Raw genomic sequence first — 15,430 nt, 5'->3', positions numbered from 1 at the left:
TCTGCTGGCTGATTGTAATGCTCACAATTATCGTCTTCTGGCCTTGAGTGACATCAATCAACTGAAAATTAACATCATTTCCAGCGGGCAAGCAAAAAAGGAGTACAAAAAACACACTCAGTACATTCTTAACTATATATATGTAAGTCGATTTTCTCTTCACCGCTATTCTCCGCATAATTAGACGCCTAAATAAGATGTTCCATTATCTTATTCTCAGCCACGCAGAAAATCAACATCCTATTTAGTTTCCACTAAGTAATGAACATCCTAAAAAATTATAGGATTAAAGATTACCATACTTAACCTACAAAGATCTTTCATAACTTCATATAGAATTTAACTTCTCAAACATTTATCATGTGAGCTGCGAGTACTGCTGGATAAGCAGCTTAGAAATATTTAGTTTCAACTATCCTAAACTGCCGCACAGGCAGCGGCGCACTCAACTGAGTGCGCCAAACACTCCTAAAAATGGATGATAACGCCACGCTTCCCCATCATCTTTTTTCCGGAGGCATATCTCGCCAAAGTGTTGACTAATAGCCTTTAGTTCCATCTCATAGATATCAGCCAAATGCTGATAAATCGTCTCAGTATCAAGTTCAATCCAAATACTCACACCCTGTGCAAACGATAATTCCAGCAGATAATCAAATGATCCACTCTCTTTTACACCCGTAAAGCCACTGTCTGATTCTATAAACCTTACCTCTTCACCTTCTTCTTCAAGCCATAAATAGCACAATTCATCTGGTTCAGACCGACGAAACGGTTTACAACGTTGAAGCTCTGCACACCATGAAGCTTCTTTTCGCCACCAAAGAGCAGTGCAATAACAAAACGGCTTCTCAGAATCACCTTGAAGCTCATCCCACAAACGTTGATGTTCAAGATCAACCAAGTTCTGAAAAGGTGAACATTCCCCTGCATCATCTCGTTCCCTAATCCTAGGCAATGCACTAATTAGTTCATATTGATAAGGCTCCAGTAATTCACATAAATCATGGCTGGCAAGGCGATAACTTGTTGATTCAAACCCTGGCCGACAATAAACTGGATGTTCTAAATCAGTCGCTTTAAGTGCCTTATAGTTTTTCGCCAGAATATGCAGATTAGGCCCCTGTGGTTCTTTTCGTCGATGGCGTTGGATACGCCCAGCAAGTTGTATCAATGAACGCATTGAACTGGGTTCAGCAATGGACCAGTCGTAATCATGATCCCGACCAACTTCAGCTACAGATGTAGCAAGTACGACAAAAATATGGTGCTTCTCTGGCATCTCCTCTAATGCCTTGCGGATTTCTGCCACCTGCCACAACTCTTCTTCATCGTATCGTGTTAACGTTGAATCCAACCGATGTTCAAGATGAGAACGTATCGCTAAAGGATGCTGGCTGTGATAGACACAATAATGGATACGTACATTTTTAGGGGATGGTATCTGCAATAACCGCTGTGCGACGGCAACTAGTGGATTGATGTTTGCCATACGGATTAAACCAATAGAGACGGTTTTACCCGATGAATGAGTTTGATGATGTTCCTCATGCAATTTCAATATAGAACTATGCATCACTTCAGCGATAGCATTAATAACATTATCAACTTTACGACTTTCAGAAATAATCTGTACAAGTTCAGCTTTACGCAATGGCACTATTTTTTTAAGCCAGCCAATACGCTTATTAACGAAAATATTATGCTGTTCCTGAAACTGATATGCATCGACCACATCCTGTTGAGTCGTTTCATATTCATCAAACCAAGCACAGCAGATATTCACCGGGGCATTTGGCTGACCACATGCTAATTGATAATCTTGGCGTCCAGCCCGATAAGCATTGAACAATGTCTGAATCAATGCAGGCGGTAATGTGGCAGATGAAAGCAATACCCGCGAACCTAATAACCCTGCCCAGTTCACTAACCTACATAAAGCCGACAAATCGTTAATATCAAAATCATCCGGCTCATCCAACACCAAATCAGAAGTGAGTAATCTCAGCATGGGTGCGATTTGCTTCCCACCGCGAATACCCTCAGTGGCGGGAATTAAATGGTCGATGGTTGCCACCAACACAGGTGCGCTAAGCAGCTTATTAAGTTTATTATCTTTACGTAGCCAATGACTCAGACGCCCATCATCTAAGCTACCGTCATAACTGACATACTGGTGTTCAGCAAATAACGCTTCCGCAGATATGCTGCCCACATCAGGCTCCAGCGCCTTTTGGCGAAGTTGATGTAATTCTTTCACTGCCTGCGAACCAATCAGTACCGCTAAATCATCTTCTTCTAAATGTAGTCTTTTACGTAATGCATCACCGGTTTGTAGCGTTAACGTTCTTAATCCTAACGCGATAGAAAAACGGCATCCTTGTTTTTCATCAGCTAATCCATACATGATGCGTGCATTAGCAAAAGTTTTACCACAACCAGTAGAAGCCATATTAATACCAAAAAAGCCCTGTTCTACTGAACGTTCACGTAAAGCACATGCAATATCGAACGCCTGATCCTGCCAACGGTATTTTTCATCTTTACTGCGTTGTTTAAATCCTTTATGCCGAGTAATCGCAGGCAGCGTTTTACGAATATGTGGCAAGTTTCTCCCTAGTAATAAAGCATTCTGCCCAACACCAATATTGTGTTCATCTAATCGCTGCTTGCACTTACCGGTGGTCTTATCAGTATTGGCAAACACATCATAGTTGACATCCTGCCAACCCAAAGTTGCAGGCAACGATGAATAATGATGATCGGCCAGCATTAAAACCAGTCGAGACATATGACTGGTGAAACGCTGGTTCAGATTGCCATATTGCGATAATGACGTTGATTGCAGCGCTCTTCGCGCAAATTTTTGTGCTTTCTGACACCAAGTCAGACTGCGGATAGGTGTACCATTTGGGAATGTCCAAACATCACTCTTATCCTGATTACTCCAATCCTTCTTATCCATGTTGACTGAGTTCCACGACGGTTGTAACTGCTTAGTCAACCAATTATCAATGTATTCCAGTTGCGGCTCGTTTGAATAATCACTGTGATAGGAAGGATAAACAGGCAGACGATGATGAGAGAGGATTAGCCAAGCGACAGTGGTTGCCAATGGCGGTAAATTAGTAAAAGGGTTTGTATATTTTTTATCGATACCATCCTTAACCAAACGGGAAAGAATCTTATCCTCATCACTAGGCTCAATCTGACTCAACGAAGTCAGCCACTCCTTATCATTTTGCTTATCAACAAATGCCTGAAATAAACGCAGAGATACCCATTCATGTCGATACGGTTGAAACCGCCCATCTCCTCGTAAACCTTGCTGGAACAACGCATTAGCTTTACCAAAATCATGAAATAACCCAGCAATCGCTGCCAATAAGCTGATAGCTTCTACACTATGCCAGTGATTTTCATCCTGACTTTTCAGCACATCACGTTGTGTTGTATTTGTAGGTACAACTCCTCGTGAGTTAAAGCGCCGCAAATTCCCGACTATCCATAACAGCTCAGTTTGACCACCACTTTTTATCCAATGGCAAGCCACCGCCGTATTACGACGCGCCGTTTTACGCAATAGCTTACGCAAAGTATTTAAACCTTCCAGTGTGATAGCCGTTTGCCAAGTTCTATCACCTTTACGTTCAGCAAATTGATCCAAAATTCGGCGGGTTTCTGTTAGCGCACGTTTGTTGCATTGAGAGACTAAAAGAATATTCATCGTGCCACCTGACTCAGTTGTTGAGCCGTTGTTTGCAAGGCATCAATCATAGTGTCCAATGCCTCAGCTTTCTGAAATCCACTAATACAGCGTTGGCGAAATTCCTGTTCATCTTCTCCAGCCATTGCCGCTTCTAAGCTGCCTGTACGGCAGTGCACATTACTCAGGCAGCAATGCGTGAATTTGCTAATTTCTAAGCTGCCTGTACGGCAGTGCACTGTTACATATTAACTTTAACTTGTTGATTTTTAAATAGCATAACTATTAAAAAATGAAAAACCCTTTTTATAAGAGATAATTAATTTATACATAAAATCAATCAATTACAACTCACCTCAAAAAAAGGGTAAAAATAAGGTAGCAACAAAAATACCATCACATACTTAAGTCGTATGTCCTAAGATCTATACAGTAAGTGAGAATTACTGCCTGTAAAATGTTCAATTATGATGGAACCATTCACTGAACTCTGTCATCAACAAAAACTAGCACCTGTTATCTCGTAGCCTTTTTCAATAATGACATCATTCAATACGCCAACAGTTGCACTAATTTCACCATGCATTTAAATATTGAAAGTTTCAGTGTTACCCAATTTACCAAGTCTCCAATTCAATCAAACTCATCTACTCATGAATTATTTTATTTTCATTCATCTATTTTATTAGCTAATAATCCTATAATAATTCACCTCCAGAATACACCACCATTATATCAATCGTTTATATAAACCATTTCAGCAGCCATTCCTATCATTAAATAAAAACATCAGGTTGTTTTCTCATATATCTAATATTTCACTCCATCTGAACAATGGTGGATTATCTCTATAATTAAGAAAATGCCCTGAAAATATCAGAGCATTTTTTAAATTAAACGCATTGCTTGCTATTATCGCCGTAGTATGGTGTAAGAAAATATCATGTTACGAAGATAATCGTTGTCAAATTTATTATCAATGATTTCACCAGTCTCAATAATCAATCGATGAGTTGGCTCTTTTGAGCAAAGAATCATAAGTCGCATTTTGTCTTTTATAAGCCAACTATCATTGCTTGCCGGACTAAACCAGTACGATTTGATCAAGATATTACCCTGACTATCACAAGGCATTTCATTAAATTTCACTGTCCAGTTAGCATCAACTTCCATTTCTTTATCGATAGGCCCATTCTCACCTTTAATATCAATATACCCGTCATCTTTCAAGTTGCCTCTTTGTTGGCTGCACTCACTCACCCCGGTCACATAGTTATCTATGCTCCCGGGGATTCGCCCCCTTGCCACCGCGATGCATATTGAAATCCATAGGGTATAGAACCATAAAATAAGAATTCACCATCCACAAGGTGAATTTTACCGTCACTCCATCTCGAATATCCTAACCCAATATTTTTAGGAATATTTACCAACGTTTGATATTGAACACCTTTAACTGAATACATCATGTTTCAATCCCCTTTGGTATAATTACTGTATGAAAATAGAATTCAACCACTTCGGATTTAACTAACAAATGCAATATTATTACTCTATGAATAAATAATTTCATATTCCTTTAAATAATTCATTAGTTTTTCCATTCCATATTTTTTATAGTCAATTATTTAACCTGATTATAAATAAATTTATCCATCAACAAGAAACTTTACTAAATCCTGATATTTTAAAAAGACAACTTTAAATTACTCATATTATTGCAAATAAAAATCATTTAAATAAATTAATTTTTCATATGAAATCAAATTAATCCTTTGCATTAAAAAACCTATAAATCATTGTTTTTAATTCTAAAAAATCACATGCATTCCAATTAAAAATTAATTATAAAAAGATTATTTGATATTTATCGCACATAAGGATTAATAGAACAAGCAGTTATCAAGAGCCAATTTTTCATTATGAGGCAACTCAGCATTAACCACTTTTGTATACAACGTGCATATTTCAATATTAAATATATTAATTAAGAGCCAATCAATTAAGTCACCAAATATTATATTTGGTGGTTCATGAATATATTCCACATCCAATTATATTCACTAAACTCCTTTTACATCACTAATAAATTTAAACATTTAACCACTCAGAATAAATATTAAATTAAATTTCACAGATAAAATCGCTTGTAATATATATTACCAAATAACTGCAATGATAAGGAAAAATAGAATAAATCTTATATATAAACGCTGGCTAAGTCTTTGAAATTTAAAACAATAGTGAATTTTACATCCCTACCTTGTCATTTCACTCCAATATAATTAAAAAAATAAAACCATACACATCTCCACACATAAAAAAATATCATCATGAAATTACGACTATCTGAAAGAAAAGGGAGAAATTATTGAACAATGGGAAAGTAAGCTGCTATCGCTGTGAGCAATAAGGGCCAAATGGCCCTATCATTATGCCGCCCTTACAATGTAGTTAAATGCGATATTGCGAGGGCGATTCTCTGAGGCTACAGGAACAACCCTTGACGCCAGGAATCCAAAACCATATGGAGTATCCGTGTCAGAAATATTTACTGATTTGAAACTGCCATCTGTGGCTATTCCAAGAACTTGACTAGCATAAATAGCCCCTCTTGTTGCCAAATGATAGTTTGGTGCTATCATGCCGGCGAATGAACCCTCAATATTTCTAATGGCATCCCCCTGAGAAGTTAAAATTCTACGGCCACTATCAACACCTCGTTTATCATCCCAACCTCGAATAAATTCCCCTCTTAAATCGGGCAATTTACCGTCAGGATAAGCTTCTGCTAACTTTGGGTACTGTAATTTATCGAAAGCTGAACCGTTACAAGTGAAATAGCCAACAGGTGGATTGGGCAATGGCCAAGGAATAGGAGAACCAACAGGAACTTCATTGGCGGTTTTAATTCGATTATCTGTATATTCACGCAATGAATTTGCTATTTCCTGAGCAAGCTTTTGTGTAACTGCCAATGTGTCACTATCGCCAATCACATTTGTAAGCTGGACAGCACCTTTTTGTGTTAATGAAGCACAAGGAACGTTTGTTGCAATTTTTTGTTCTAACGCTCGATTTAATTGTGCAGTAAGTTTGGCTATGCCCCCATTATCCAAAACATCAGCGCCAGATTGTTCCGCAATAAAATTAGCTACAACAGATGATATTATTGAAGATTGGCGTAATACCTTATTTAACACATGAGTAGAAACATTCTCTGGTGGAAACCCCGTCTGTAAATTCTGACTTTCTTCATATTTTTCTTGACTCACTACATTAGCATCATCACTAATAGAAAATGCTTTAAAATCATTTTTTTGATTCATATGCCTTCCTTAAATCAAATAACATTATTTCATAATCAGTATATTTAAATCATTGTAAAAACAATCCCCTTGCAACTCATGCAAATCAAAGTCTAGTTTAGAAAAATAATAATGTGTTGTTCTTATTCCTTATAAGGTTAACTAATTTTGTATAATTGGTTACAATAAGCAATTCAATATCAAGCAGTTACTATTATCTCTCTTCTTTCATTTCTTACTATAATTTTTCTATTTCAGGTTATAAACTGAATCTCTTTCAATATCCTAATTCAAACATCAACAAAACCATTGTATGAACGACCTGTTTATTCAGGCTATTGGCTATTCCAACCTCTGAACATCAGACGCTTGCAGAACGTCAACGCGAATCAGTAATAGCCGGTATCTTTTCCATTCGAGTAGAGAGGCTTTCTCTATTCCGCGACAACTTCTAAATCAACAGAGTTTTGTAGCAATGAGAGTGTTTCATTTGCTTGGGAGGGAGCGCAATACTGGCATATTAATATTTAATAAATTAATTTTATTAAAAAAGTTACATACACCCAATAATACCCCCACATTACTTTGCTACATCAAACCTAGTAGATTTTACGTGGAAATTAGATTTATACCCGCTTAACTTGAAGATGCAGGATTCAGAACCTGGAAGTTGTCATTAATACGGCACGACAGGTTCCCGGCAAGTTCCGGTAATATTTCCGTCAAAAAACGATGTATTGCCTGCCTGAACAAGGCTGTCGAGGCGAAATAAGGGTTATTCCTGACCTGTTCATTCATCACCTTCCACAGCCTTTCTATCGGGCTCAGATTCGGGCTGTATGGCGGCAAGTAATGAAGATCAATATTCATTACATAAGCCCAGTCTTTCACCAGCCTGCTTCGGTGGTAACCGGCTCCGTCAAGGATAATATGAACCTTCTGACTGATCGGATAGGTCTCACGGATGGCAATGAAGAACTCGGCGATGTGATAACTGTCGATACGGTCATATTCGCGCACCACCGTTTTACTGATATCGGCCAGATTCAGGGCGCCCATCAGGTTCAGACGGGTACGGCTTCCCGTGGTTTTCACCGCGGTTTTCTGACCTTTGCGCATCCAGCCATAAGCGAGTTTCGTCCCCTGCGTGGGATGGACGCCATCAATGAACAGGATGGGCTCATGGTCTCCGGCTTCCTGCTTCAGTTTCCCGTAGGCTTCCATAAAAACCCGTTGCTGTTCCGCATTGAACTTGTGGGGCACGCCGGTCGGTTTTTTATAGCTGAAGCCATTGTGGTGCAGCCATTTATTCATGCCGGGAACGGTGTAACGGATATTCCACCACTCTTCGACAAGACGGATAACCGCCTGTGTGGTGGGCAGAAGATTGGCGGTCAGATAAGCGATAAGTGCCTGAGTCTGTGTTTCGCTGAGATAGCTCTGAGAGCCGCCATTTTCGGGTTTCAGCTTAGCTTCATTAAGCCAGTCATTGAGGTGACGTCGGACAGTGGTTTCGTGGATAAGTTGCGAACGGGCGATCATCTCGGGAGACCATCCATCAGCAGAGAGCAAAACACATCGTATGCGATCACAGATATGACGATCCCTGCACGTCCGATGCAGGTTGATGAGTTGTTGCTTTTGCTCTTCGCTGAGATAAATAGTCATACTGTTAGGATGATCCTTATTTCAGAGAAAATCAAGCATCTTCATTGAGCACTGGTATATAACTGTTTAATCATCGTGTTAAAGCAAAAAAGCCATGAGATTTGAAAATGGTCAAACTTGACTGCCATTTCACGCTCAAGGCTTCATATAAACATTTATCATTTTTACGAATTAGATCACAAATTAAAGCGGATTATTCCTGTGGTTTATCGCGAACCCTACGCTCAATTAATCGGTCATACATATCGAAGTAACGGCTAGGCCAAATTTCAGAAGGATGTATACCGAGATAATCCGCAATTATCCACTGCCTACTGAGTGCATTTGATAACCTGATTACCATCGAATCTCAGCTAGCTTGAGTAAATACTCAGGTATAGGTGCTGCCCGGATACATGAATAAATAAGCTGTTCGAATGTTTTTTTAAGGTTAAAGCGCCAATTGAACCTGAAACAGAATTCGGCAAGATAACGAGGTAAATACTTTTTGCTAATCGAATGATATGTTCCGCGTATCGAATTTTTTACATGACTAATCATTGTGTTAACCCACTGAAAATAAGGAAGCTTAATACTCTGCGCTCCACCGCCGGTGACGAGGGGCAAATGGAAAGTCCCGGCTTGCTCAATCCCCCGAAAGCAAGCTAATCCATCTGAAATAACAAGGGATTTTGGTTTAAGATGCACTTTAGCCCAACGAGTAAGTTCCTCGGTCTTAAACCCTTTCACAACGCTGAAACGCATGAACATAGAGTGGCCCTTTTCATTCATTGAAACCGCCGCAACGAAAGGGCATTTCCCTTTTGCCCCTCGCCCTCGGGGACCATGCTGAGCCCCTCCCCAGTAGACGTCGTCAAGCTGAATAAACCCGCCGAGAGGCTTTTCGTCATCCCGTTCTTTCATCGCTTTCATTAGCTTGTGTTTCATACGCCATGCAGCGTTGTAGGAAATGCCCAGTTGACGTGACATTTCAAGTGCAGAAATCCCATTTTTTTCCTGAGTCATGAGATAAATCGCCAAAAACCACACAGTTAAAGGTAATTTTGACGCAGAAAACAATGTGCCGGCCGTCAAAGATGTCTGATGATGGCATTGATTGCACTGATAAAGGAGACGAGATTTTAACTGGCAATACTTATCATGCCCACAATGAGGGCAGTGATACCCCGTAGGCCAGCGCATATCGAACACCTGTTTCTGGCATTGTTCTTCATGACCATATAATGAAATAAACTCATGAATAGAAATGCCTTTTTGGAATTGAATCTGATTTTTAGCCATTTTCATTTACCTCCACGCAGACTTATTTTAAGTATACGCCTATGGGAGCTGAATTTAAGTGGTAATCAGGAAAGTTAATGTAGACATCTCCATAATATTTTACTATCTATTTCAATAATCATCTCAAGCGCACATACAACCTACACTCACTTACTAGTGCTTGCAATAGAATATTACTTCTATTTATCAGTAAGTTATATTTTTGAAAATACTTCATTAATAGATAAACCGAATTAGTTGCCCTAAAATCGTCATTCAGGGTGTGAATGACTATATTTGGCACTGAGCTACCCATACGAAAGACCTTGATCAGTTTCGGGCGAATACCTGAGAAACCATTCATGCTGAAATGTCTAAATTAGCTGAGATGGATTCAATTTAGCTTACTCGTGCTCTAGAACGTTCCTGTTCACGAATTCGGGCCTCAATTTCGGTGTAAAGATTAGCCTCTGCGTTTTCTCTATCCGTTGCAGTAACAACTAAAGCATATGATTCGTGTTGATTATTGAGTGGAGCCCCCCACTCACGATCATTTCTGGTTACAACTACAAACCACTTTTCATTAGGAGAGCGACGCTTAAATACCCAACTAGATGATTGCACTGTACCGTGGTCACGTTGTTGTGCAGTAACAGAACGGTTACTTGTCGCATCTTCATTCCTGGATTTTATGCCATCCTGTACATCATGATTAAAATACTGCTGGACATCCTGTAACGATGTTCCTTTTACGAGTCTATAGGATATTTGCGTAGCCGCATAATCCAGCCTAGTCGTTCTGACGGCTGGTGAATAAGCTAAAGTAATGTGCTGTTCTCGCACTGCCCGTTGAGTTCTTAAAAAGGAAGCGGGTAATGGAAGCTCAAAAAATTGATGTGTATTATTTACAATTTGTTCTTCACACATCATAACAACTACTTCTTCTGATGAACGGTATAAACCGTCTTCCTCGACTACTCCATATCCAACAATATCCCGAATAATGCTACGGTTTCGAGTTGCTAACTCTGCTTTATAACACTCAACAACTTCTCTAGAAAATGTATTTTCCATCTGAGGAGTCAATACTGCATGATTGACCAGCATCGCTCGCAACATATTGGCTGACATATCTGGATATTCATTTAGTAAACGTCCAGCAAGATACGTTATATACGGTGCAGAAAAACTAGTTCCACTTTGTTCAGAGAAAAGTGTGCTTCCTTGGAATTGATGGTGACAACTTAGAACGCCAAGCCCTCTGGCATATGGTCGCCATTGACCTCCGTTATTACGCATGGGTGCAGCGAAATTTCCACCATGGGCTACTATTTCCGGTTTAAAAGCTCCTTTCACTGACGGCCCGTGGCGTGTGAATGGCGAGGGTTGAAATTCTCCCGCTGGACTTAAATGACTAATTTCATTCGCCCTACGTTGAGCATCAAATGTTGCATTGTGCTTAGCATAACTTCCTATCGTGAGAACATTGAGTGCAGGGGCTGGATCGATGATAATGGAACTGTTATGGATTAAGTAACTGGGGTATTCAGCACGCCAACTTTCCTCTGGAACCTCAGGATCACTACTTCCATTAAAGTTACCTGCAGAAACAACGAACAGGATGTTATGACGACGAACCAACACATCAAGAACATAAGCAATTCCTCTGATATGCTTACCATCATATGGTGCATTCGCGTTACCAAGTGATAAGTTAAATATACGACATCCTAAATCTACGAAATATTCTACTGCCCGAGTCAAGGTTGTTTCGATCGTAGAAGTATCAAATTCCCCATCAGAATTAAGGATTTTTCCATTATATAACCACACTAACGGCTGCCAGAAATTACTGGCATCACAGGCTTCAACATCACCATATAGCGCAATACCTGCAACAGCAGTACCATGTCCGCAATGGTCAAACTCGTCCTCATTAACCACAAAGCTTTCGCTTTCAGCTATTGCACTACGCAATAATGGGTGTGCTGTATTAATTCCACTATCAAGGATACAAATCTTTACAGCGTCAGGAGGTGGAGAAGGGATGTTTGCAGGAATAATGTTGATATCTTTGTTCAGTTTTTCGTAAGAAATACCGCTTGAAGGAGGCAGATCAACCATACGGACATCACGATGGGTTAGTAGTTTTTCAGCTTGCTCGCAATTTACTCGAACCCGATACATCAACAAGCTATCAAGATTAATTCGATCCAAACGGTGAATCATATTTTCCTGAAGCCAGTTTTCAAATTCTTCGCAGATCCGTTCTCGTGAAGGATGTCGTGTGGTTTCTATCGGCCAAAGTTCAACATCTAGACCGAATGATTCTAATTCAGGAAAACCATAATGCCTGACTGACCAGCTTTTGCGATCCTCACTAGACCAAATATCAACACTGTCTAATGCTGTTAGGATCTGCTGGTAGGTAATATGCCCATGTCCCAATTGTGACAGATGCTCCTCAAAGAGGGCAATTCCGCGTTCATCAGCAAAAGCAATACAGATCGTTTTGTCTTCTTGGCTAACGAACTCGATACCATGCCTGTCCAGATGAGCAATATCTAACATCCCAGTATATTGTAATTTAAGCATGTACCGGCCATCTTTATCTTTTCCTGGAATTTGCGGGGTAGCTAATTGCGTAATACCCCGTAATTGCTCAGACAACATGCTTCCATGCAGACGCAAATCGGCACGTGATGTTGTAGGAATGCTAAACTGACGTGTGCGCCTAGGGTTCTGAAGAGATTCTTTCGCGATACTAAGATGTTTATATTGTTCCGTCATTTATTATCCCTGACGAGTTTTATTTACATTTTCCCGCAAGAGTGCATTCTTAAGGTCTTTCAGAGTTAAAAACTCTTGGCTACGTAAAATCATTCTTTTGATTGCACGTCTTACAATCCGTTCTAAATCGGCACCACTTTTTCCAATAAATAGTGAGAGAACGGCATCATCTTCAAGCTCAAACTGGCGACGTATGCCACGAAGTTTTAGCTTCATCAACTCTAATAATTGATGCTTGTCGGGCAATTGGAATTCGATTGCATCGTCAAACCGCCTCCAAATAGCGCTATCCAGAATATGCTCATGGTTCGTTGCCGCAAGAATCAAGCTTTTCCCCTGATATGCATCCATCATCTGTAGAACTGCATTCACGACCCGTCTTAATTCGCCATGATCCCCACTATCCCCTCGTTCTTTACCAATAGCATCAAACTCATCGAAAAGTACAACCATTGGATACTGAGAGATAAAATCAAATATTTGGCGCAGGTTAGCAGCTGTCTCACCAAGATAAGAAGAAACAAGAGTATCAAGCCTGACGATTGCCAAGGGCATATCCAACTCACAAGCAACTACTTCTGCTGCCAGAGTTTTACCACATCCCGGAGGACCAAAAAAGATTACTTTACTAACAGCTTTCATTCCATAGCTGCGTAGCACATCAGCTCTGCGATTTTCTTCAAGAATCTCTTCGATCGCATCTGAACTTGATTTAGGTAGTACGATTTCATTCAGAGAACGGCTTGGCTGTTTAATATCCAGTAATGGGAGGCATCTCTCTTTATCAACAGGTATCTGGGGAACAGCAGGCACACGGGAGGTCTGTACGACGTGATCTCCATAAAGGATATGTTCAAGATCATTCGCAAGAAGATGATGCTGTTTTTGCCGTTCTTCCTCAATGATCACTTCCGAAACACGACGGAAGGCCACGACATCACCTGTCGCCCCAGCTTTTATAAGCTGTCTGAGAACCTTACCGTTTGCCATTTTTTTCCCTAACAAATCAACGTGCATAAAATCTTGCATTCAGTTTAGCATCGCCACGGCCTTATAAGAAGTTAGCTTTATCTAGATTTTTTGAATTGTTATACTTTTTTCGTTTTTTTAGAAAGAACTCTCGAAACGCCCTATATTTGTGACGTTCTCCCCCGTAGATTAATATGAATAATGTCCACACCTGGCACAAAGCCACCTATTTGGTTAGGTTTCATTTAGATCATCAATAGCGTCAGATCGAGCCTTATTTGGTAATCAAATTGCTACAACTAGCTCACTTTTGTCCAGAATCAGGCTAAAGGTAATTTCCAATGATTTAGATGTAATAGTTCAACCCCACACTGACGCGCTACGCTTGTCTTCTCCGAGTTACCGGGCTAATACATTAACCCGGCAACTCGAAGATCTGAAAGATCACCTTCCAGAGAAAACATTTTTACCTACCCCCCTATTAAAGAATTATGGATAAAACTGTTCACCTTTGAATAATTCTATTTAAATTCATTCGGTTAAAGGGTAATGAGTTGGAATTAAACTCTTCACTACTCTTCACCCAACCGTTCACCTCCAATCAGAAAAAAGGTGAACTGTAGTGGTGAACACTTTTTTATATTTCTTTGAAAAATGTCTGTCATCAGAAAAAAATTATTCTTCTGGCTGGCTATTCCTTGTCAGTTTCGGCATCCATTCGATAGCGGTATCAAGATTCAGGCTCAGATTGCTACGAATGCCCTGTTTGCTTTTCTTGCGTAAGTATTGCTGGCTGTACTCTGCCAGTGCGCCCAGCATATCCATGCCGAAGCGAGTCACAGAAACAGGCTTGTTCAGGTTATTGCCTTTCATATAAGCAAGATAGGTGTGATAAAGATACTTACGAGGGTTGAACGGCACAATCTCCGCATTGCCGATTAACAGACCATCAGCTTCATGGGAAGCTAAGATAACCGCAAAAATCGACCAGTGGATCTGTACCGCGTTTGATATCCAGCGCCTCCGCAGATTTCTGCTGCCCTGCCAGTAATAATTGCATATGTCCAAACTTCACCACAGCGTTGGAGGACTTTCTTTAATTTATCGGTAAAGCCTCTCTTTTCCATAATAGAAAGGAGGTCTAATAATTCGAGGGGTTTTATTTCAGCAATCGGGCGATGACCAATATAAGGGAAAACATCTTTTTCGAAAGCGTCCATCATATCTTCACGATAACCAACAGGCCATCTGTATTTTCTTCCCTCGCACCATTCACGCGTAATACTTTCAAAGGTGTTACTGATTTCTCCCTGAGCCACAAGTTTCTTCTGTTTTTTATCTTGGTTGGGATCAATACCTTCGGTTATCAGTTTCTTGGCTTCATTACGTTTTCTTCTGGCCTCTGCCAGAGAGATAAGCGGAAAAGTGCCAAGAGCGAGTAATTTTTCTTTTCCTACAATGCGTGCGGTATTTCAGTCGCCAGTATTTAGAACCTGTTGTCTTTACCAACAGATACAAGCCACCGCCATCCGATAGCTTAAAATCTTTATCTTGAGGTTTTATTGTTTCAACTTATCGAGCTGTTAGTTTCATATTTCTGGCATCCTTGCCCATCACAGCTATGGGGTACATTGAATAGATGCCAGTAAACAATAATGGAGATTGGTCAGGGATCTTTCTTTGATTTTATTGGAAAAGTAGAATTTATAAGACGTGATGAGAAGTAGAA

The 15,430-nt window shown here is 40.0% G+C and carries 10 protein-coding genes and 3 pseudogenes; all 13 read right to left on the bottom strand.

Annotated elements, in window-relative coordinates; genetic code table 11:
* Positions 1 to 445 precede the first annotated feature (445 nt).
* Positions 446 to 3,727 carry a type I-F CRISPR-associated helicase Cas3f gene (gene cas3f, locus LGZ98_RS02535; protein ID WP_262977667.1) on the bottom strand — a complete coding sequence of 1,094 codons (3,282 nt, stop codon included), beginning with the start codon at positions 3,725 to 3,727 and terminating at the stop codon, positions 446 to 448.
* On the bottom strand, positions 3,724 to 3,885 hold the full coding sequence (locus LGZ98_RS02530) for a hypothetical protein (RefSeq protein WP_262977666.1): 162 nt from the start codon (positions 3,883 to 3,885) through the stop codon (positions 3,724 to 3,726). Before LGZ98_RS02530 ends, cas3f begins: the two co-directional genes overlap by 4 nt.
* 733 nt (positions 3,886 to 4,618) lie before the next feature.
* On the bottom strand, positions 4,619 to 4,975 hold the full coding sequence (locus LGZ98_RS02525; RefSeq protein WP_146748153.1) for a hypothetical protein: 357 nt from the start codon (positions 4,973 to 4,975) through the stop codon (positions 4,619 to 4,621).
* Between the two features lie 8 nt (positions 4,976 to 4,983).
* Positions 4,984 to 5,175: a hypothetical protein gene (locus LGZ98_RS02520; protein WP_146748152.1), complete on the bottom strand. Its 192-nt coding sequence runs from the start codon at positions 5,173 to 5,175 to the stop codon at positions 4,984 to 4,986.
* 963 nt (positions 5,176 to 6,138) lie between these two features.
* Positions 6,139 to 7,035: a phage tail protein gene (locus LGZ98_RS02515; RefSeq protein ID WP_113044391.1), complete on the bottom strand. Its 897-nt coding sequence runs from the start codon at positions 7,033 to 7,035 to the stop codon at positions 6,139 to 6,141.
* A 321-nt stretch (positions 7,036 to 7,356) separates the two neighbouring features.
* Positions 7,357 to 7,452, bottom strand: coding sequence for a tail fiber assembly protein (locus tag LGZ98_RS02510; protein WP_075508992.1), 96 nt, complete (start codon positions 7,450 to 7,452; stop codon positions 7,357 to 7,359).
* Between the two features lie 198 nt (positions 7,453 to 7,650).
* The gene (locus LGZ98_RS02505) at positions 7,651 to 8,682 is read right to left on the bottom strand and encodes an IS630 family transposase (protein WP_113043256.1); all 1,032 of its coding nucleotides are present in this window, start codon (positions 8,680 to 8,682) and stop codon (positions 7,651 to 7,653) included.
* Positions 8,683 to 8,875: 193 nt separating this feature from the next.
* A pseudogene (locus LGZ98_RS02500) lies at positions 8,876 to 9,013 on the bottom strand (helix-turn-helix domain-containing protein); the annotation flags it as partial.
* A gap of 5 nt (positions 9,014 to 9,018) precedes the next feature.
* Entirely contained in the window at positions 9,019 to 9,963 is a 945-nt protein-coding gene (locus LGZ98_RS02495; RefSeq protein WP_262977665.1) for an IS1595 family transposase, read from the bottom strand.
* A gap of 378 nt (positions 9,964 to 10,341) precedes the next feature.
* A complete protein-coding gene (locus tag LGZ98_RS02490) occupies positions 10,342 to 12,732 on the bottom strand; it encodes a S8 family peptidase (protein ID WP_262977664.1) in 2,391 nt (796 codons plus the stop codon).
* 3 nt (positions 12,733 to 12,735) lie between these two features.
* Positions 12,736 to 13,761, bottom strand: a complete 1,026-nt coding sequence (locus tag LGZ98_RS02485; protein ID WP_228899401.1) for an AAA family ATPase — start codon at positions 13,759 to 13,761, stop codon at positions 12,736 to 12,738.
* A gap of 615 nt (positions 13,762 to 14,376) precedes the next feature.
* Positions 14,377 to 14,752, bottom strand: a pseudogene (locus LGZ98_RS02480) (primase-like DNA-binding domain-containing protein); the annotation flags it as partial.
* Positions 14,739 to 15,264 (bottom strand): annotated as a pseudogene (locus LGZ98_RS02475) (tyrosine-type recombinase/integrase); the annotation flags it as partial. The pseudogenes LGZ98_RS02475 and LGZ98_RS02480, both read right to left, overlap by 14 nt.
* Positions 15,265 to 15,430 lie beyond the last annotated feature (166 nt).

This window comes from Photorhabdus kayaii (assembly GCF_025384895.1).
Classification (GTDB): Bacteria; Pseudomonadota; Gammaproteobacteria; order Enterobacterales; family Enterobacteriaceae; genus Photorhabdus; species Photorhabdus kayaii.
The sequence above is the reverse complement of the archived record's forward strand: the minus strand, read 5'-3'. Positions and strand labels throughout refer to the sequence as shown.

Bases quoted from the DNA above. Each gene is read 5' to 3' on its own strand.
- LGZ98_RS02485 (WP_228899401.1), bottom strand. From the start codon at position 13,761: ATGCAAGATTTTATGCACGTTGATTTGTTAGGGAAAAAAATGGCAAAC.
- LGZ98_RS02505 (WP_113043256.1), bottom strand. From the start codon at position 8,682: ATGACTATTTATCTCAGCGAAGAGCAAAAGCAACAACTCATCAACCTG.
- LGZ98_RS02490 (WP_262977664.1), bottom strand. From the start codon at position 12,732: ATGACGGAACAATATAAACATCTTAGTATCGCGAAAGAATCTCTTCAG.
- LGZ98_RS02520 (WP_146748152.1), bottom strand. From the start codon at position 5,175: ATGATGTATTCAGTTAAAGGTGTTCAATATCAAACGTTGGTAAATATT.
- cas3f (WP_262977667.1), bottom strand. From the start codon at position 3,727: ATGAATATTCTTTTAGTCTCTCAATGCAACAAACGTGCGCTAACAGAA.
- LGZ98_RS02495 (WP_262977665.1), bottom strand. From the start codon at position 9,963: ATGGCTAAAAATCAGATTCAATTCCAAAAAGGCATTTCTATTCATGAG.
- LGZ98_RS02515 (WP_113044391.1), bottom strand. From the start codon at position 7,035: ATGAATCAAAAAAATGATTTTAAAGCATTTTCTATTAGTGATGATGCT.